This window comes from Ruegeria sp. AL3 (assembly GCF_056536065.1).
This window is the reverse complement of sequence record NZ_JBQFJG010000001.1, coordinates 212,716-232,537: the sequence shown is the minus strand read 5'-3', so window position 1 is coordinate 232,537 and position 19,822 is coordinate 212,716. Positions and strand designations below refer to the sequence as shown.

The following is a 19,822-nucleotide window of genomic DNA, read 5'->3' as shown; positions in this document are numbered from 1 at the left end:
CGAAAATCTTCGGGGCCTTTTCTTTTTTGTCATCCAGACAGTTCGTCGAAGCATTCCAGCGCCTTGGCCGCGTACATCATGGCTGGGCCGCCGCCCATCTGGATCGCCATGGCCAACACGTCGGACACTTCTTCCCGTGTCGCACCGGCCTTGATCAAAGCTTCGGTGTGCAGGGTGATGCAGGGTTCGCATCGCAGGGTGACTGACATGCCCAACGCAATGAATTCCTTGGTCTTGTAGTCGAGCGTCCCGCCCTCTTTGACGGCTTTGCCAAGCGCTCCGAATGCGCGTGTCGTATCGGGAATGGATCCGTTCAGGTTTCGCAAACTCTTTCGTGTTGCCGAGAGTTTTTCTTGCCACGCCATTGCTGAGTGCCCTTCTTCATATCTAGCAACTGGAATATGAATTGGGTTGCGGCTGTTTGACTTTGATCTCGATCAGACGTCAGGGCGTTCGGCAATGAACGCTAGATTGTTGGCAGGCATTTCGACCGGTGCCAGCGCGAGCAGGCCGACGTTTTCGAACAGGTTCAGAATGTCCACGTCGTTTTTATAGCCGATTTGCGGGTCTTGCTGGATCAAAGCCTTATGAAAGTGGACATCCCCGTCACTGATGAGTTTGCCCGAACGTTTGAACGGGCCGTACAAGATGAACCGGCCCATTGGTGACAGGGATTGTGCGACCTCTGAAATGATGGTTCTGGTTTCCTGCCAACTGATCAAGTGAATCAAGTTTATCAAAACGATCAGATCCTGGCCGAAAAACCGCCTGTGCCAGCCTGATGTCGCTGCATCCAGTTCTGCGACCCGCGCGACATTGGGCAGGTTGCGGGTATAGGCATCGATGCTCACGCGCCGCTCAGGGTCAACTTCCGAAGGCTGCCAGGTCAGCCCGGGCAGCACTTCGGCGAAGGCCCTGACATGCTGACCAGTCCCGCTTGCGATTTCCAATGCGTGGCCCTGGGGCGGGCCCCATTCTTGCAACACAGCACACAGGGCGTCCGTGTTCCGGGATGCTGCCGGGGCCACCAGCTTGCCATCTTCAGACGCATTGGCGACGCTTGCAGAAGAGGGGAGGCTGCGTTTGATCATCGTTCCAGCCTGTCAGGGGTCAACATGCCAATTATGTCAGGTTCCAGCTCGGGTGTGTTTCCGACAACAAGATCGCACAGCAGTTGCGAGGCCGCCGGTGAGGTTTGAAAACCATACCCGCCCTGGCCGCCACACCAGACAAACGAAGGGTCCAGCGGGTCGCGCCCAAGCACCAAGGTCCCGTCTGGGGCAAAACTGCGCAATCCTGCCCAGTTCGTTTCCACCCTTGTGACAGGCTCGGTCATCAGTTCCTCATACCGTGCCAGACCTTCTGCCAGCACCATATCATCGGCATAAGCATCCTGTGGCGCAACCGGATCGGCTTCGGATGGTGAAACCAGCAACTTGCCCGCATCCGGTTTGGCGTACCATGTTTCGCCGGCGCCCAGCATCATCGGCCAGATGGAAACGTCATGCCCTCCGGGGGCGGGAAGACGCGCCATCGACCGACGGCGAGGTGTGAGGCCGATACCGGGCAGCCCCGCAAGCTGTGCAACCTCATCCACCCAGGCCCCTGCTGCGTTGATCAGAGTGCGGGCTTCAAAGATCTCACCGGCCTCAACCACCCAGTGCTTTTCTTTTCGAATGCCGGTGACTCTGCTTTTCGTCGAAACCGTTCCATCGTTTTGCCGGATGGTTCGGGCGAAATCCTGCAACAGGCGATCCGTATCGATGTCAAAGGCCGCTTCGCTGATGGCTGCAAACCCGACCTTGTCCGGATCCAGAATCGGAACGCGCGATATCGCTTGATCCATCGGTATTTTCACCATGTTCAGATCGGCGCAATCGGCTTCGAACATGTCGGGCTGGTCAATTGCCCCGACCAGCATCAATCCGCGCGGGGTCAGGTAACCGCCATTCTGCGTATGAAGAAAGGCAGCCCCCGCTTTGTTCAATGCGACGACCGAAGGCGGTCCATAGCTTTCTTCGAACAACGCCGCTGACCGGCCCGAGGCGTGATAGCCCAGGGCATCTTCCGCTTCCAGAACCATCACGGTTCCGTGCTGCGACAGGCGCGCACCGGCGCTCAGCCCGGCGATGCCGCCTCCGATTATCAGGAAATCAATCATGACTTGCGATCCATCCTGTAAAGAGACGCTACAGGTTCCTTGAGTTTCATGCTGACGCCAAAGCTCCTCATTCGCCACGCGTTTGGTTTTCCGGACTATAAGCAGCCTTGAAATTGTGCTTCAACCCGGTCAAAGAAGTATCAAAATAAACAGGAGGGTAAGGTGACCGCAGCAGACGTTCATCCAATGGCCACAGGGCATATTCCAGGATATGTTGTCGCAGCTGACGGAAGCGATTACCTTTTCTCCGCCATGGTCGTTTTTTTCGTCGTTCTCGTGGTGCTGATCGGTGTCGGATACCTGACGCTGCATTCGGTTCCTGAAAAAATGGCCCACGAAAACAATCACCCGCAATTTCAGTTGGTGGGTATTCTGGCGCTGCTGGCGCTATTTACCCATAATGGGCTTTTCTGGGTTGCTGCAATATTGGTCGCAGGGTTTCAGTTTCCGGATTTTGCCACCCCGCTTCGAAACATTGCCGATGCCATTCGTTCTCTGGGTCGGTCACCTGTTCTGGAACCAGTGCCTGAAACAACGGTGCCGGCATCGTCAGAATCCGAACCCAGCGACGCGCAGGAGCAAGCCATATGATCGAGACCATGCTCTGCGCCCTGATAACGGTGCTGCCCGACTATCTGTTCCGCCGTTTTGTACAGGGCAAGCGGATCGGTCACGAGATTACCTTGTTCACCATGTGGTACGAACTGCGCTGGGGTTTGACCACCTGTGCCATTCTGGCGCTGACCGTCATTACCACACTGTTTTATTTTCATCCGGCCAGCAAAACCGCGGCATCCTATTTCCGAACGGTGACCATTCTGCCGCAATTGGGCGGTCGTGTTTCCGAGGTTTTCGTCAAGAACAACGAACTGGTAACCGCAGGACAACCGATTTTCCGGATCGAGGATTTCAGCCAGACTGCTCAGGTTCAGGCGGCAAATGCGCAGATTGCACAGGTGCAGGCCTCGCTTAAGGTTGCGGAAACCGATTTGGCCGAGGCGGAAGCTGGAATTGCAGGTGCCAAGGCAGCGCTTGCGCAGTCTCTGGAGGATCTTGAGCGCAACACAACCTTGCGAGATGAGGGTTCAAGCGCCGTAAGACTGGCCGAGATTGAGAGGCTGGAAAACCTTGTCGCCGAGCGAGAGGCCCAGGTTCTTGCAGCGGAATCCAAACGTGCTGCGGTTGAGCAGCAGATCGAAGAACTGATCCCCGCGCAGCTGGCCAGTGCCATTGCGCAACTGGATGCTGCGCAGACCGAGTTGGACAAGACGGTGATCACCGCGGGCGTCACAGGGCGGGTCGAACAGTTCGGCCTTCAGGTCGGTGACTACGTAAGCCCATTGTTGCGCCCCGCGGGCATTCTTGTGCCATCGCACACAGGGCATGATCGTTTTCAGGCCGCTTTCAACCAGCTCTCTGCCCAGGTTATCAAGCCGGGCATGATTGGTGAATTGGGCTGCATGACAAAGCCATTCACCGTGATCCCCACCGTGGTGGTCGAGGTGCAGGATGTCATCCCGTCCGGCCAGATCCGCCCATCGGACGAACTGCGGGACGTGCAGACCAACAACAATCCGGGCTCGATTCTGGTCTATATGGAGCCGCTATACAAAGGTATGGCCGATGACATTCCGCCGGGCAGCAATTGTCTGGCCAATGTCTACACAGACAACCACGAGCGGCTGGAGCACGAGGATCTGGGCTTTTGGGAGGCGGCCTTTCTGCACGTGGTCGACACGATCGGCGTGGTACATGCCGCGGGTCTGCGCCTGCGTTTGATCCTGATGCCGGTGAACACTCTGGTTTTGACCGGGCATTGATCTGATCTAGGCAATCCGAACGCGAAGGGCCCGGCAAGTTTTGCCAGGCCTTTTGGTTACTTAAAGCGCTGCTTTGAACAGCTGCGTCAGGTTGTCTTTCGTCAACTCAATCGGGTTGCCGCCGCATGACGGATCGATGATCGCCCCTTCGACAAGCTCTGGGATAGAAGCTTCGGTCACACCCAATTCGGACAAAGTGCGGGGGATGCCAAGGCTGTCGTTGAAATTCTGCACGAACGCGCGGAAACCATCGAAGCCGCCGTCGATGCCCAGATATGCGGCAGCTTGCTGGAACCGGTCTGCAATGGCCGGGGCGTTGAAGTCCAGCACAGCGGGCATGCAGACCGCGTTGGTGGTGCCGTGATGGGTGTTGAATACCGCACCTATTGGGTGGCTCATCGCGTGGATCGCGCCAAGGCCCTTCTGGAAAGCCGTTGCGCCCATGGCAGCGGCGCTCATCATCTGGGCGCGGGCCTCGATATCGGTGCCGTCAGCATAGGCACGGGGCAAATACTCCTTCACCAGTCGCATACCCTCCAGCGCGATGCCCTGGCTCATCGGGTGATAATGCGGGCTCGAGAAGGCTTCGACACAATGCGCGAAGGCGTCCAGGCCAGTTCCTGCCGTGATGAACTTGGGCATCCCGACGGTCAGCTCCGGGTCGCAAATCACCACGGTCGGCAGAACCTTGGGATGAAAGATGATCTTCTTGGCATGGGTCTCGGAATTGGTGATGACGCTCGCGCGGCCCACTTCCGATCCTGTCCCTGCGGTGGTCGGAACGGCAATGATTGGCGCGATCACGTCGGCATCGGCTCGTGTCCACCAGTCGCCGATATCCTCGAAATCCCAAACGGGGCGCGTCTGACCGGCCATGAAGGCGACCATCTTGCCCAGATCCAGCCCAGAGCCGCCGCCAAAGGCGATCACCCCGTCATGACCACCTGAGTTATAGGCCGCAACTCCGGCTTCAAGGTTCTTCTCATTCGGGTTGGGGTCCACATCGCTGAACAGGCCGCAGCCCAGTCCCGCGGCTTCCATGATGTCCAGTGTCGCGCTGGTGATGGGCAGATCGGCCAGCCCCTTGTCCGTGACCAGCAATGGTTTCTTCATTCCGGCGGCGGCGCAGGCTTCGGGCAATTCCCTGATGCGCCCGGCTCCGAATTTGATGGAGGTCGGATAGGACCAGTTTCCAACAAGTGTCATGTCAGGTTTCCTTTGCAAAATAAGGCCTGCTTCGGCGAGGGGGTGGGTCCGAAGCAGGCCGTCGTCCTTAGCCCGTTACCTTTTTGAGGTGGTAGGATTTGGGACGTGTCAGGTTGTGATATCCGATGACGGACAAACCGCCGCCGCGCCCGGTATTCTTGCAGCCCGTCCAGCACAGGCCGGGGTCCAGATAATCGGCGCGGTTCATGAACACGGTCCCGGTTTCGATCCGGTCACCTACCCGCGCTGCACGATCCACATCGCGGGTCCACAGGCTGGCAGTCAGGCCAAACTCACTGTCATTCATCAAGGCGATGGCCTCCTCATCCGAGAACACTTTCATGATGCTCACCACGGGCCCAAAGCTTTCGTCCCGCATCACGCGCATGTCATGTGTGACATTGGTCAGGATTTGCGGTGTCAGGTACGCGCCACCGTCGTCTTCAGCGAAGGTGTCGATATGCGCAACCGCACCGGCTGCAACCGCCTCGGCGATCTGGGCTCGCACCTCATCGGCAAACCGCACATTGGCCATCGGGCCAATCGTCGTCTCGGCATCCAGCGGATTGCCCAGCTTGTAACCCTTCACAATGTCCACTGCCTTGGCGACGAAGTCATCATAAAGGCTCTCGTGAACATAGATCCGCTCGATTCCGCAACAACACTGGCCTGAATTGAACATCGCACCGTCAATCAGCGTGTCGACCGCGGCATTCAGGTCGGCGTCGTCCATGACATAGCCGGGATCCTTGCCGCCCAGCTCGGTGCCGACGCCGGTAAACGTGCCCGCCGCGGCACGTTCCATCGCCCGACCGCCGCCGACTGATCCGGTGAAGTTCACGAAATCAAATGCATTGCCCGCGATCAGGTCGTTGGTCACGTCATGGCTCAGGAACACATTCTGGAACACGTCCTCGGGCACACCTGCCGAATGGAACGCCTTTGCCATACGCTCGCCCACCAGCAGCGTCTGTGTCGCGTGTTTCAGGACGACCGTATTGCCCGCGATCAGCGCCGGTGCGACCGTGTTGATCGCCGTCATATAGGGATAGTTCCAGGGCGCCACCACAAAGACCACCCCATGAGGAATGCGCTTAATGTAGCGTTTGAACGTTTCGTCTTCGCCGACGGCGATATCTACCAGGGACGTCTCGGCAATCTCCGCCATATGGCTGGCGCGTTCGTTGAATCCACCGGACTCGCCGCCATAACGCACCGGGCGTCCCATCATATGGGCCAGTTCCGGCACGATCTCATCGTTCATGGCGCCAACGGCGGCCACACCCGCCATCACAAGATCGATCCGCTCCTGCAACGGACGGGCTGCCCATTCCGCCTGAGCAGCCCGAGCACGCGCCGCGGCCCCGAACGCGGCCTCTCGCGACAACACTTCACGTTCGGCAAAAACCGATCCGTCGATCGGCGAGACACATTTCAACATCTGCCCCATTTTCACTCCATTTCCGAAAGAAACAGGATCCCTGCTTCATCTGGCCCAAAATATCCCGGGGGTCTGGGGGCAGAGCCCCCAGCGTGACCCGACCTCACGCCCGCTCGAACCCGCGGGCAATTTCCCAATCCGTGACCACGCGTTCGAACTCCTCGATCTCGACCTCTGCGGCACGGGTATAGTGGTCGACGACGTCATCGCCCATGGCCGCGCGCAACATGACCGATCCGTGCAGCGCATCCCGCGCCGCACGAAGGTTGCCCGGGATCATGGCAGTCTCACCCTGATAAACGTCGCCCTTGGTCGGCGGTTGCAGATCCAGCCCTTCCTCGATGCCCGCGATCCCTGCCGCCAGCATGCCAGCCATCGCCAGATAGGGGTTCATATCTGAGCCCGGAATTCGGCACTCGACGCGTACGGCCTTGGTGCCGTCACCGCACAGGCGGAACCCGGCGGTGCGATTGTCCACAGACCAGATGATCCGCGTTGGCGCGAAGGTGCCTTTCATGAAGCGTTTGTAACTGTTGATGTAAGGTGCCATGAAATAAGTGTAATCAGGGGCATATTTCAGCAGCCCAGCCATATAGCTTTTCATCAGCGCCGACATGCCCAGATCGTCCCCGGCGTCATAGAAGGCAGGCTGTCCATCCGCCCACAGTGACTGGTGCACGTGGGATGAACTGCCGACTTTCTCGTGGTGCCATTTCGGCAGGAACGTCGCTGCGTGACCATGTTGCCACGCGATCTCTTTCACAGCGTTCTTGGCGATCGAATGATACTCGGCCGTTTCCATCGCGGGCGCGTATTTGATGTTCAGCTCTTCCTGTCCGGTCTCGGCCTCACCTTTGGAGTTCTCAACCGGAATGCCCGCATCCCACAGATGGTTGCGGATCGGACGCATCACATGCTCTTCCTTGGTGGTCTGGAGGATGTGATAGTCTTCGTTATAGCCCGAGATCGGCTCCAGATCCCGAAATCCTTCCTTGCGGATCTGGTCAAAGCTTTTCTCGAACAGGAAAAACTCAAGCTCGGTCGCCGTCATGGCGTCATAACCCATGGCTTTCAAACGGCTGACCTGTTTTTTCAGGATTGAACGCGGCGCGTGCGGCACTTCCTCGTGCGTGTGATGATCCAGCACGTCACACATCACCATCACCGTGCCTTCAAGCCACGGCACCGGGCGCAGGGTGCTGAGGTCCGGTTTCATGACATAATCGCCATAGCCCCGTTCCCAACTGGTCGAGGCGTAGCCATCGGGTGTCGCCATCTCCAGATCGGTGGCCAGAAGGTAGTTGCAGCAATGGGTCTCTTCCCATGCGCCAGCCACGAAATGGCCCGCGTGAAAACGCTTGCCCATCAACCGGCCCTGCATGTCCACCATGCAGACCAAAACCGTATCAACCGAACCTTCGGATACCTGCGTTTTCAGATGTTCGAACGTGAGCATGTGCCACCTTTGTCTTTGCCGAAATCCTTCATCGGCCATTCGTTCTGTCAGACCCGCCCCCATGCAAGGGGCGGGTCGCTTGGCCAATTCTTAGCCGTAGCGGTAGGGCCGTCCAGCCTTGAGCATGTCGGCGTTGTACTGTTTGAAGATTTCAACAACCTTCGCCTTGGTTTCGGATTCGGCTGCGATCTCGTCCCAGAAGGCAACGGCCGCGGCTTCGACGGTTGCCCATTCTTCGTCCGGAATCGACGTCAGCTGCATCTTGTCTCCGTTGACGCGCAGGCTGGCTTCGCCGCCCCAGTACCACCACTGACGATAATAGTGTGACTGATCGGTGCAGACGCGGAACAGGGTCTGCAAATCTTCGGGCAGCTCGTTCCAGCGATCCATGTTGGCAAAGAACGAACCGGCCCAGGCGCCCGAGATGTTGTTGGTCAGGAAGTAGTTGGTCACATCCGCCCAGCCGACTGTGTAGTCTTCGGTGATGCCGGACCACGCGATGCCGTCCAGCTCTCCGGTTTGTACCGCGACTTCGATGTCTTCCCAGGGCAGGGTGACCGGCACAACGCCGAACTGCGACAGGAAGCGGCCCGCGGTCGGGAAGGTAAACACACGTTTGCCCTGAAGGTCCGCCAGGCTGTTGATCGGGTCCTTCGTTGCAAAGTGGCACGGGTCCCAGGCACCGGCCGAGATGTGCTTGACGCCGACTTTCGAGTATTCCTCGTCCCAGATCTCGTTCAGCCCGTACTGGTTGAACAGAACCGGCACGTCCAGCGAGTAGCGCGAGGCAAAGGGGAAATAGCCGCCGAACACGGTGACCTCGGTGGGCGACGCCATCGAGTCATCATCCGACTGCACGGCATCAATCGTGCCGCGCTGCATGGCACGGAACAGCTCGCCCGTCGGAACCAGCTGGTCGGCATAGAACAGCTCGATCTGCATCCGGTCTCCGGCGATCGTGTTGAACATCTTGATGGCCGGGTCGATCACGTGTTCGGCCAGCGCCGGGCCGGCATAGGTCTGCATCCGCCATCTGATGGTCGATTGCGCCAGTGCAGGCGTCGCCAGAGCAGCGGCGGGAGCGGCCGCAGCACCTTTCAGAAATGTACGTCTGTTCGTCATTCTCTCTCTCCGTTGGTCAGTTTCGATTGTGCGGGGATTGCCCGCGAAGCCCCGGTTTGATCCGGGATCATTTGTTGTAGATGTATTCAGGCAGCCACAGCGCGATCTGCGGGAATGTCATGATGATCGCCAGCGCCAGCGTCATCACCATCACGAAGGGCAGGATCGAACCGTAGATGTCGCGCAGCGATATCTCTGGCGGCGCCATCGCGCGCATCAGGAACAGGTTGTAGCCGAAGGGCGGCGTCATATAGGCGATCTGGGTGGTGATCGTGTACAGAACCCCATACCAGATCAGGTCGAACCCCAATGCACCCACGAGCGGCACGTACAAAGGCGCGACGATCACCAGCATGGCTGTATCGTCCAGAAACGTGCCCATCAGAATAAAGCTGAGCTGCATCAAGATCAGGATCACCCACGGGTTGAGGCCCAGCCGTTCGGTAAACAGGTTCTCGATTGCCCGAACGGCGCCCAAACCGTCGAAAACAGCGCCAAAGGCAAGCGCAGCCAGAATGATCCACATGAACATACAGGTGATGCCCAGCGTTGACCGTACAGACGTCTCGAAAACCTCACGTGTCATACGGCCCTTGAGGATGGCCGCGGCGAACGCCGTCAACGCACCGATGGCCGAGCTTTCAACAAGCGAGGTCCAGCCGTTGACGAAGGGCACCATCATCGCGGCAAAAATACCCAGGGGCAGCAGGCCCGCGCGCAACAGGCGCAGTTTCTCTGCCATGGGCACGTCGCGCTCCTCGGCTGACAAGGCGGGCCCTAACGCCGGGTTGATGCGGCAGCGGATCACGATGTAAAGGATGAACATTGCGGCCATCATCAGCCCGGGAAGCAGCCCTGCAAGCCAGAGCTGCCCGACAGGCTGGCGCGCGATCATCGCGTAAAGAACCAGCACGACGGAGGGTGGCACAAGAATACCTAATGACGATCCGGCTTGTATCACCCCGGTCACCATTTTCTTGTCATAGCCGCGTTTCAGAAGTTCCGGCAGCGCAATGGTCGCGCCGATGGCCATGCCTGCGACACTCAGCCCGTTCATGGCCGAGATCAGCACCATAAGACCGATCGTGCCAATCGCGAGCCCACCGTTCAGGCCGCCCATCCAGACGTGGAACATCTTGTACAGATCGTCTGCAATTTTGGATTCGGCCAGAACATAGCCCATGAAGATGAACATCGGCAGGGTCAGCAGCGGGTACCATTTCATCAGCTTCATGGCGGCCGAAAAGCCAATGTCATAGCCGCCGCGATCCCCCCACAGAAACAGGGCGGCCATCACGGCGACAAATCCAATCGCGCCAAAAACGCGCTGCCCGGTCAGCAGCATCAACATCATGGTCGAAAACATCAGGATGGCGATCAATTCGTAAGACATCAGATCACCTCGCGCGGGATGTCATCGCCCCTGAGGCGCAGAATATCTTTGAACAGTTCCGAGATCGCCTGAAGCAACATCAGGAACAGACCCACGACCATGATGACCTTGATTGGCCACAGATATGGACGCCACGCGGTCGGGCTGCGTTCGCCATATTGCAGCGAATAGCTCAGAGAGTCGTATCCGCCGTAGATCATCACGCCCAGGTAGATGATTAGAAAAAGGACGGTGATCGCATCCGTCCACGCGCGACGACGGTCGGACCATTCGCCGTACAGAAGGTCCATGCGGACGTTGGACCCCATCTGGATCGAATAGGGGCCGCCCAGAATGTAATAGGCGACCATTGCGAACTGGGCCATTTCCAGGGTCCAAAGCGATGGCAGGAAAAAGGTTTTTGAAATCGAGGACCAGAGCAGAATGCCCATCATGGCGAAGATGCCGTACATGACGAAGCGTCCGATCCAGCGGTTCGTGCGGTCAATGACCGCCACATATCCCCGCATGAAATTCATCCCGATACCTCTGCTCTCATGGTTTCGCCTCTGCGTGCGATAAGTCTTGGATGACCGATTGCAGAATTGGCGTCAGCAATCCCGCAATGCGGTTCACGCCGTCTGCTGTGTCGATCAGATCGTTTCGAACTTCGATCATGACATTTGGAAGCCCTCGCCGGACCGCGTGTTCGCGCAACGTGTGCGTGACGCCATCCGTGGCCGAGTAAGGTTCGTTCAAAGCCACGCGCAATCCCGAGCTTTCCGCGTGGCTCAGCATCAGCTGCGCGGCGCGGTCGTCTTCGTCATGAAGAATCCCCAGCTCTACCGTTCGGGGGGTTCCCTTGTAGACGGGCGTGAAACTGTGGATCGTGATGACAACCGGAGGTTCGGGCCGTTCGTCCAAAGTGGATGAAACCAGTGTTTTGAAAGGTTCATACACGTCGCGAACCCGCTGGGCGCGCTGAGCATCTGTCAGGTTCATGTTTCCGGGAATGGAAAACACTTCGCTGACCTGCGGCATGGCATCGCCGCGTTCGGGCGGGCGGTTGCAGTCATAAACAAGGCGACTGACGCGCGAGTGGACCAGCGGCGCATCCAAAGCGCCCATCAGCTCCACCGACAGGTCCAGCGCGCCGATGTCCCAGGCCGCGTGTGAGCTGGCCGCCGCCTCATCCAGCCCCAATCCATCCAGCGCGGCCGGAATAAACCGGCTTGCATGTTCGCATATCAGCACGGCAGGCGCGCAACCGTGCGCATTGAGCACGCGGGCTGCCGGGGCTTCGGTCGGCAAAAGCAATGATGACTCGGTCTCGTGACGCATAGGTAGCATTTGTTACAGCAACTTCTCACCTGTCAAGAAAATTTCTGTAGACAAAATTTCAAACGAACATATTCTGTAACAAATTCAAGAAACGAGGGCGCCGATGGCCACCGTTGCCAAACTTGTCAAACAGCGGATTCAGGATGAGCTGGACGATCTGACACGGTCTGAACGTCAATTGGCCTCGGTCCTGTTGCAGGATTATCCGATGGCCGGTTTGCAATCGATCACCAAGTTGGCCGCTGCGGCGCAGGTTTCGACCCCGACCGTCATTCGCATGGCGCGCAAGCTTGGGTTTGACGGGTTCCCCGACTTGCAGGATGCGCTGCGCGAAGAGGTTGCGGCGCAGATCAAAAAGCCGATCTCGAAACGGGACGCCTGGGTTGTGGATGATGAGGCAGAACATCCGACAACGCGCTTCGCCCAGGCCGTATGGACCAACATGCGCCACACGCTGGAACGTCTGGACAAAGAGATGTTCGATGCCGTCGCGCGTCTTTTGGCCGAGACAGAGCGCCATCTTTACGTCGTTGGTGGCCGCATCACGCGGTCAAATGCGGATTACCTGTTCAATCACATGCAGATCATCCGGCCCAACGTGACGATGCTGGGCAATTCGGCGAATGTCTGGCCGCAATACCTTTTGGATATGGATAAATCATCCGTTCTGGTGATCTTCGACATCCGCCGCTACGAGGCGCATCTGGAGAAGCTGGCACAGGTTGCCTCGGGCCGCGGCGTCAGCGTTGTTCTGTTTACGGACCAATGGGGATCGCCGATCGGAAAGACCGCCAATTATTCCTTCCACGCATTGGTCGAGGCGCCTTCCAGTTGGGATTCGACCATTGCCTTGCAGTTGATCTCGGAAACGCTGATTGCCGAAGTGCAGGAGGCGCGTTGGGAAGAAAGCAAGGAGCGGATCGAAGAACTGGAGCGGTTCTTTTCCTCGACCCGGATATTTCGCAATCAGGACTGACGGGCCGAGCCGTGTCGGAAAAATTGCGCCACTAAATTTGCCACTTCCGGCTTGACGATCCCGAAAGCATGACTTAACCAGCGCAAACCATTTGCGGGTATAGCTTAATGGTAAAGCCCCTGCCTTCCAAGCAGGCTATGTCGGTTCGATTCCGTCTACCCGCTCCACGCCTTCCCTGAAATTCTGCGTCAAATGGCCCTTTCGACCTGCCGATTGCGGTTGTGATGCTTGACCATACCTGCCGCTACCTCCAAGAAAGCGGTCACTCAGTACGGTTCAGGACACAAGGGCCAGACATGGCAAGACAAGCCGCCAGCAAGCCAACGCATACCGCCGCGCCCGGAGCTTCCGAGGAACGCGCCCGTTCAAAGAAGATTGGGGTTCTGGCCTCGCTTTGGCCGTTCATGAAACCCTACAAATTCCTGATGATCGGCGCGACGCTGGCGTTGATTCTGACGGCCAGCATGACCCTCACGCTGCCATTGGCGGTGCGGCGCGTGGTCGACAATTTCCGAATTCAGGATGGAGAGCTTCTGGATTGGTATTTTCTGGCAGCGCTGGTCATCGCTGCCGTTCTGGCCGTGGGTACCGGTATTCGGTATGCGCTTGTGACCCGTCTGGGCGAACGGGTGGTGGCCGATATCCGCAAGGCGGTGTTTGATCGGGTCATCGGTATGAGCCCGGAATTCTATGAGCGAATCATGACCGGAGAGGTGCTAAGCCGGATCACCACTGACACGACGCTGATCCAATCTGTTCTCGGCTCGTCCGTGTCCATTGCCCTGCGAAACATGCTGATGTTCATTGGCGGACTGGTTCTGATGCTGCTGACATCCGCCAAGCTGACCGGGCTGGTGTTGTTGCTGATCCCAGTGGTCATCGTGCCGATCCTTGTACTTGGCCGCCGTCTGCGCGTGATCAGCCGCGAGAATCAGGACTGGATCGCGGCCTCGTCCGGCAACGCGGGTGAGGCATTGGGCGCGGTACAGACCGTTCAGGCATTTTCTCATGAACTGGCCAGCCGCCAGCAGTTCAGCGAGATGACCGAGACATCTTACGCCGTCTCGCTGCGCCGCATACAGACCCGCGCGGTGCTGACGGTGATTGTGATCTTCCTGGTTTTCTCGGGCATTGTCGGCGTTCTGTGGATGGGTGCCAATGACGTACGCAATGGCGTAATGACCGAAGGCGTTCTGATCCAGTTCGTCATCTATTCGATCATCATGGCGGGTTCGGTCGCCGCCCTGTCCGAAATCTGGAGCGAACTTCAGCGTGCCGCGGGGGCCACCGAACGTCTGGTCGAGCTACTGCACGCAGAAGATACCGTGACCGACCCTGCCAATCCCAAAGCGTTGCCCAAGAACATTCAGGGCGAAATCCGGTTTGAAGATGTCAGCTTCCGCTATCCCGCGCGGCCCGACACGGTTGCACTGGATCATCTGTCGCTTCTGGTGAAACCTGGCGAGACGGTCGCATTCGTCGGGCCATCCGGGGCGGGAAAAACAACCGTGATCCAACTGATCCAACGGTTCTATGATCCGAACTCGGGCCGCGTGACGCTGGACGGTCTTGATCTGCGCGACATCAACCGGTCTGATTTCCGCCGCCACATGGCTCTGGTGCCTCAGGATCCTGTGATCTTTGCCGCATCCGCGCGGGAAAACATCCGCTTTGGCCGTCTGGACGCCTCGGATGCAGAAGTCGAGGCCGCCGCGCGGGCCGCTGCCGCGCATGATTTTATCGCGGCCTTGCCGCAAGGATATGACAGCTTTGTCGGCGAACGCGGTGTCATGCTGTCTGGGGGGCAGAAGCAGCGTATTGCCATTGCCCGCGCAATCCTGCGCGACGCGCCGGTTCTACTGCTGGACGAGGCGACTTCGGCGCTGGATGCGGAAAGCGAACGCGCAGTGCAGGGCGCGGTGGACAAGATGCGCGCCGGCCGCACGACCCTAATCGTCGCGCACAGATTGGCGACGGTTAAGAAAGCCGACCGCATCGTCGTGCTGGAGGAAGGCCGCATCGTGGCACAAGGCCGCCATGAGGATCTGGTGTCTCAGGACGGGCTGTATGCACGCCTTGCCCGGTTGCAGTTCACCGATGGTGTCGCCGCAGAATAAGAGTGACGCTCCGGCACTTGCGAATTCGCCGTAGCGTCATTCTACATTTTACTCCCCTTGAAGGCTAAGGCCTCGCTTGCGCGAGGTTCGTTTTGCTTCCATCTTGGTTGCGAACAACAAGCCCGCGCAAAACGCGGGAGAATAATACGGGAGGAACCACATGGCCTTTGTGGGTTTGGAAGACAAGAAGCGCATGGAACAGGAAATGCCGTGGGAGGATCGGGATTTGCCTGTCACCTTCCACCAGCTTTTGTCGCGCACCGCAGGGAAGTTCCCCAACCACAATGCCATGAGCTTCCAACTGTTCTCGGGCCCGAAGGACAAGGCCGAGACCCTGACCTGGTCGCAACTTCTGGCTCAGGTCAACCAGGCGGCGAACCTGTTCCGCTCGCTGGGTGTGGGTGAAAAGGACGTGGTCGCCTATGTGCTGCCCAACTGCAACGAGACACTGGTCACGATGATGGGCGGCGCGGTTGCGGGGATCGTGAACCCGATCAACCCCTTGCTTGAACCGGAACAGATTGCCGCGATCCTGCGCGAGACCGGTGCCAAGGTCGTGGTGACGCTGAAATCTTTCCCGAAAACAGATGTCGCGCAGAAGGTCGAAGAGGCGGTGCGCCACGCACCCAAGGTCAATACCATTCTGGAAATCGACCTGAACCGGTATCTGACCCCGCCCAAATCATGGCTGGTGCCGTTTCTGCGCCCCAAGATGGGCGACAAGGAAAAGCTTGCCCATGCGGATTACAAGAACTTCCACACGGAACTGGCCAAGCAACCGACGAAGCTGACGTTTGAAGACAGCAAGGAAGATCGTGTCGCCTGTTATTTCCATACCGGCGGTACCACGGGTATGCCGAAGGTGGCGCAGCACAAGTATTCCGGCCTGATCTACAACGGCTGGTTGGGGAACACGCTTCTGTTTGACGAAAACGACGTCATCATGTGCCCGCTGCCCATGTTCCACGTTTTTGCGGTGCATGTGATTGTGATGGCGGCCGTATCATCCGGTGCCCATGTGGTTTTCCCGACGCCACAGGGATATCGCGGCGACGGGGTGTTCGACAATTTCTGGAAGCTGATCGAGCGTTGGAAGGTGAGCTTCATCATCACCGTGCCAACCGCGATTTCAGCCAAGATGCAGCGCCCGGTCGATGCCGATATCTCAAGCGTAAAAACGGCCTTCTCGGGCTCGGCTCCGCTGCCCGTGGAACTGTTCCGCCGCTTTGAAGAAGCGACCGGCGTCACCATTGTCGAAGGGTACGGTCTGACAGAGGCCACGTGTCTGGTTTCGTGCAACCCGGTGGATGGTGAGAAAAAGATTGGATCGATCGGTATTCCGTTCCCCTATACAGACGTCAAGATCTTGCAGGATGGGCCAGATGGACCGACCGAGTGCGACACTGATCAAATCGGTGAGATCTGCATCTCGAACCCTGGTGTCTATGCGGGCAATACTTACACTGAGGCCGACAAGAACGTTAACCTGTATCACTTCGACAAGTACCTGCGCACGGGCGATCTGGGGCGCTTCGACGAAGATGGATATCTGTGGATCACCGGTCGCGCCAAGGACCTGATCATTCGTGGCGGTCACAACATCGACCCTGCCGAGATCGAAGAGGCTTTGCTGGGTCACGAGGCCGTCGCTTTTGCCGGTGCCATCGGCCAGCCGGATGCGCATTCCGGTGAAGTTCCCTGCGCCTTTGTCGAGCTGGTCGAGGGCGCGTCTGTCACCGAGAAAGAGCTGATGGATTACTGCAAAGTTCACGTGCATGAACGCGCGGCGCAACCCAAGCACATGACCATTCTGGATGAGCTGCCCAAAACGGCCGTTGGCAAGGTGTTCAAGCCTGATCTTCGGAAACAGGCCATCACTCGTATCTACAACGGTGCCCTCGAGGATGCCGGTTTGGCGGCGCGAGTGGTTTCTGTCATTGATGATAAGAAACGCGGCCTCGTCGCGCAGCTTGACGCGAACGGATCTTCGGAAGACGATGTTGCAAAAGTGCTGGGCGTATACACCCGGCCATGGGAGTGGTCTGAATAAGCCGGAGGGACAATGGACTATGAACGCCTGATCGACGAAGAAACCTGGGCGTTCATACGTCGCACGGCCGAAAGCTATCCCGACGACGCTGTCGAGCTGTCGATCGAGGATCAGCGCCGTGTCTATGACTCCATGTGTCAGGACTTTCGCCAACCACGCCCGGCTGGCGTGGAAACAGAAGACCGGGCGGCCGATGGTGTTCCGGTTCGAATTTACTCTGCCGGGCAACCAACCCGAACCGTCATCTATTTTCATGGTGGCGGGTTCGTTGTTGGTGGTCTGGAAAGTCACGACGATGTTTGCGCTGAATTGTGCGCCCAAACCGGGTATCGGGTCGTCGCCGTCGATTACCGGCTGTGCCCTGAACATGTGCACCCGGCACAGTTTGACGACTGTTGGAGCGCTGCGAACTGGGCCGCAAACGAATTCGGAGACCCTTTGATTTTGGCCGGTGACAGCGCCGGTGGAAATCTGGCTGCTGCTGTATCCCACTACGCGCGCGGGCGTTTGGACGGGATTCTTGGGCAGGTGCTGATCTATCCGGGCCTCGGAGGGGACCGCAGTCAGGGGTCCTACCAGGAACATGCCCAGGCCCCCTTGCTGACGCTGGACGAAATCAGGTTCTATGAAACCATCCGATGCGCGGGCGATCCGCCCCAGGGCGATCCGACCTATGCGCCATTGCAGGACAGTGACTATTCAAACCTGCCACCGACCGTGGTTGTAACGGCTGATTGCGATCCGCTGCGTGACGACGGGCAAGTTTATTGCAGTCGGATCAATGCGGCGGGCGGGCAGGCCCACTGGATCAATGAATTCGGTCTTGTGCACGGATATCTGCGCGCACGAACTGCGGTGAAACGTGCGGCCGACAGTTTTGAGCGTATTTCGGTTGCGATAGAAGCGCTGGGGCAGGGGATCTGGTCCTACGACTGATGCAATGATTTGAAGGCTCAGGTCCTTTTGAGGCCTGTATGCCGAAAATCGGCTGGCTGTGGTAAGCTCACTCAAAATTTCCAAGGAGATCTTACCTTATGGCCGACCCCTTTCAGAACGTCGATGCCGCAGGGCCGGAATTCATCAAGCTGTTTGCGGATTCGATGGACCAGCGGCAAGCGGACCCGACGATGGAACAGATCGTTGCCGCGTATCTGGGCCACCTGAACGTCACGGATGCATCGACGGTTGTTGAGGTTGGCGCCGGTGCAGGCGCCGTCACACGTCGCATCGCATCACACTGCCACCCGGCGAACGTCATAGGTTTCGAGCCTTCAAAAGGATTTGTCTCGGAAGCCAGCACGCGGGCCAAAGAGCATTCGAACCTGACTTTCAAGGTTGCCGACGGTGCCGCGCTTCCGCTGGAGGATGATGCCGTCGATGCGGTCATCATGCACACGGTACTCACGCATGTAGAAGACCCCAAATCGTTGGTTGCCGAGGCCTTCAGAGTGCTGAAACCCGATGGGATCTTGATCGTCTGTGACGCTGATTTCTCAAAAGCGACCTTCAGTGCTTTTCCGAATGATCCACTGGATATGTGTGCAAAGGAATTTGTACGCGAGTTTGTGACCGATCCTTTTGTCGTCGCAAAACTCAGGTCAATGATTTCCGATGCCGGACTTTCCGTGCAACATTTCGACGTGCAGAGCAGAGTTGTCTCGACACCCGAGCAGATGTTGCCTTGGGTCGACCTGACCACCAAGCAAATGTACGAGCGGGGTGATATCGGAAAAGAACTGGCAGAGGGGCTTGTGGCCGAGCACGAAAGACGTGCTCGAAACGGGTCACTTTATGGATATCAGGTGTTTGCGACAGTGGTGGCTGCGAAGGCCGCATAAGTGACCCCGAAGCTGCGTGCGCATTACCGCAGAAACGGTTCGGCCTTCATTGTCTCAGCAATGGGGGCACCCATTCGGCTCAGGATGGTCGGGGCCAATTGCAACTGGCTTATGACGGTATCTGCGTCTGGCCCTTCGGCGTCGCCGAAATAGTACAGCGCCGTTTCCTGTTGCAGCGGGCCGCGCCCGCCGTGGTGCCCACGCTCGTCCTGGCCGTGATCCGCGGTGACGATCACTTCATATCCCAACTGGCGCCAGCGGGGGATGAAAGGGGCGAGCATTTCGTCGGCGACAAAGCAAGCGTGATCCATTTCTTCACAATCGTGGAAGAAACGGTGGCCCATACTGTCCAGCGTGCAGGTGTGCAGAATGCCATAGTCCAGCCCGAAACGCAGGCACAGATTGGTCAGAGTGGCATACAGGTCGACATCGGATGGCGTCATCTGGTTGGCTTTGCCATAGCCCGTCATGCTGTGAAAACGGCCATGGTTGATCGTCGCGCTTTCGGGTTCGTCATATTCGATGTCGCGGACGTAATCGAAGGGATGACGGTTGAAGAATTGCGACCAATAGCTGTGTGTGACCGCCCCGGTCACACCACCGGCTTCACGCATCTGGCTGAACACGTCCTTATGGTTCAGCCGGAAGACGTTTCCATTTCCGGTGCAGCCATGCTCTTGCGGCGTCACGCCGGTGTGGATCGACGCATAGCAACTGGCCGATGTCGAGGGCAGCACGGCATGCAGTTTCCAGACGCGTGCTTCTCCGCTGTCGACCCAGCCTTCGAGATTGCCGAACAGGCGGCGAAAGTTGCGATAGGGGACACCGTCCAGAATGATAAGGAGTAGCTTGCGGTCCATTTCGAGGCCCTTCGAGAGACATTGCATTCCGGCGACCCTAAGAGATTCGACGTCCTCAGGCT

The 19,822-nt window shown here is 58.1% G+C and carries 18 protein-coding genes and 1 tRNA gene; 8 read left to right on the top strand and 11 right to left on the bottom strand.

The features are described from left to right. Positions 1-29: 29 nt before the first annotated feature. The 3 genes from ACR3E6_RS01165 to ACR3E6_RS01155 form a co-directional block, all read right to left on the bottom strand. On the bottom strand, positions 30-365 hold the full coding sequence (locus ACR3E6_RS01165; protein WP_152458825.1) for a carboxymuconolactone decarboxylase family protein: 336 nt from the start codon (positions 363-365) through the stop codon (positions 30-32). Positions 366-437: 72 nt separating this feature from the next. Beyond that, the gene (locus tag ACR3E6_RS01160; RefSeq protein WP_480485392.1) at positions 438-1,091 is read right to left on the bottom strand and encodes a DUF938 domain-containing protein; all 654 of its coding nucleotides are present in this window, start codon (positions 1,089-1,091) and stop codon (positions 438-440) included. Then, positions 1,088-2,161 carry an NAD(P)/FAD-dependent oxidoreductase gene (locus ACR3E6_RS01155; protein WP_171722840.1) on the bottom strand — a complete coding sequence of 358 codons (1,074 nt, stop codon included), beginning with the start codon at positions 2,159-2,161 and terminating at the stop codon, positions 1,088-1,090. The genes ACR3E6_RS01160 and ACR3E6_RS01155 overlap by 4 nt, the downstream gene beginning before the upstream one ends. 186 nt (positions 2,162-2,347) lie before the next feature. Between ACR3E6_RS01155 and ACR3E6_RS01150 the strand changes: the two genes are divergently transcribed. Both ACR3E6_RS01150 and ACR3E6_RS01145 read left to right on the top strand, forming a co-directional pair. Further along, entirely contained in the window at positions 2,348-2,752 is a 405-nt protein-coding gene (locus ACR3E6_RS01150) for a hypothetical protein (protein ID WP_245217997.1), read from the top strand. After that, positions 2,749-3,981: an HlyD family secretion protein gene (locus tag ACR3E6_RS01145; RefSeq protein ID WP_171630763.1), complete on the top strand. Its 1,233-nt coding sequence runs from the start codon at positions 2,749-2,751 to the stop codon at positions 3,979-3,981. The genes ACR3E6_RS01150 and ACR3E6_RS01145 overlap by 4 nt, the downstream gene beginning before the upstream one ends. 60 nt (positions 3,982-4,041) lie before the next feature. Here ACR3E6_RS01145 and ACR3E6_RS01140 read toward each other — a convergent pair whose 3' ends face one another. The 7 genes from ACR3E6_RS01140 to ACR3E6_RS01110 form a co-directional block, all read right to left on the bottom strand. Continuing rightward, entirely contained in the window at positions 4,042-5,187 is a 1,146-nt protein-coding gene (locus ACR3E6_RS01140; protein WP_480485390.1) for an iron-containing alcohol dehydrogenase, read from the bottom strand. A 67-nt stretch (positions 5,188-5,254) separates the two neighbouring features. Continuing rightward, a complete protein-coding gene (locus ACR3E6_RS01135) occupies positions 5,255-6,637 on the bottom strand; it encodes an aldehyde dehydrogenase family protein (protein WP_480485388.1) in 1,383 nt (460 codons plus the stop codon). A 94-nt stretch (positions 6,638-6,731) separates the two neighbouring features. After that, entirely contained in the window at positions 6,732-8,084 is a 1,353-nt protein-coding gene (locus tag ACR3E6_RS01130; protein WP_171205338.1) for a glutamine synthetase family protein, read from the bottom strand. 90 nt (positions 8,085-8,174) lie between these two features. Beyond that, positions 8,175-9,206 (bottom strand): TRAP transporter substrate-binding protein, encoded by a 1,032-nt coding sequence (locus ACR3E6_RS01125; protein ID WP_170343589.1) that lies wholly within the window; start codon positions 9,204-9,206, stop codon positions 8,175-8,177. 67 nt (positions 9,207-9,273) lie between these two features. Beyond that, positions 9,274-10,599, bottom strand: a complete 1,326-nt coding sequence (locus ACR3E6_RS01120) for a TRAP transporter large permease (RefSeq protein ID WP_171205339.1) — start codon at positions 10,597-10,599, stop codon at positions 9,274-9,276. Continuing rightward, entirely contained in the window at positions 10,599-11,117 is a 519-nt protein-coding gene (locus ACR3E6_RS01115; RefSeq protein WP_171630769.1) for a TRAP transporter small permease subunit, read from the bottom strand. Before ACR3E6_RS01115 ends, ACR3E6_RS01120 begins: the two co-directional genes overlap by 1 nt. A 16-nt stretch (positions 11,118-11,133) precedes the next feature. After that, complete coding sequence (locus ACR3E6_RS01110; protein ID WP_480485385.1) at positions 11,134-11,919, bottom strand: N-formylglutamate amidohydrolase; 786 nt, start codon at positions 11,917-11,919, stop codon at positions 11,134-11,136. A gap of 103 nt (positions 11,920-12,022) precedes the next feature. On the opposite strand from ACR3E6_RS01110, the gene ACR3E6_RS01105 reads away from it, so the two are divergent. From ACR3E6_RS01105 to ACR3E6_RS01080, 6 genes are all read left to right on the top strand, one after another. Further along, positions 12,023-12,895 (top strand): MurR/RpiR family transcriptional regulator, encoded by an 873-nt coding sequence (locus tag ACR3E6_RS01105; protein WP_209832409.1) that lies wholly within the window; start codon positions 12,023-12,025, stop codon positions 12,893-12,895. Between the two features lie 93 nt (positions 12,896-12,988). Beyond that, positions 12,989-13,062: transfer RNA gene (locus ACR3E6_RS01100), tRNA-Gly, on the top strand. Positions 13,063-13,191: 129 nt separating this feature from the next. Further along, positions 13,192-15,012, top strand: coding sequence for an ABC transporter transmembrane domain-containing protein (locus ACR3E6_RS01095; RefSeq protein ID WP_209832411.1), 1,821 nt, complete (start codon positions 13,192-13,194; stop codon positions 15,010-15,012). A gap of 160 nt (positions 15,013-15,172) precedes the next feature. Next, on the top strand, positions 15,173-17,062 hold the full coding sequence (locus ACR3E6_RS01090) for an acyl-CoA synthetase (RefSeq protein ID WP_171630777.1): 1,890 nt from the start codon (positions 15,173-15,175) through the stop codon (positions 17,060-17,062). Between the two features lie 12 nt (positions 17,063-17,074). Next, positions 17,075-17,998, top strand: coding sequence for an alpha/beta hydrolase (locus tag ACR3E6_RS01085; RefSeq protein ID WP_480485382.1), 924 nt, complete (start codon positions 17,075-17,077; stop codon positions 17,996-17,998). A gap of 98 nt (positions 17,999-18,096) precedes the next feature. After that, on the top strand, positions 18,097-18,900 hold the full coding sequence (locus tag ACR3E6_RS01080) for a class I SAM-dependent methyltransferase (protein ID WP_480485380.1): 804 nt from the start codon (positions 18,097-18,099) through the stop codon (positions 18,898-18,900). Positions 18,901-18,923: 23 nt separating this feature from the next. Here the strand turns inward: ACR3E6_RS01080 and ACR3E6_RS01075 are convergent, their stop codons facing one another. Continuing rightward, a complete protein-coding gene (locus tag ACR3E6_RS01075) occupies positions 18,924-19,760 on the bottom strand; it encodes an alkaline phosphatase family protein (protein ID WP_480485378.1) in 837 nt (278 codons plus the stop codon). Between the last annotated feature and the right edge of the window lie 62 nt (positions 19,761-19,822).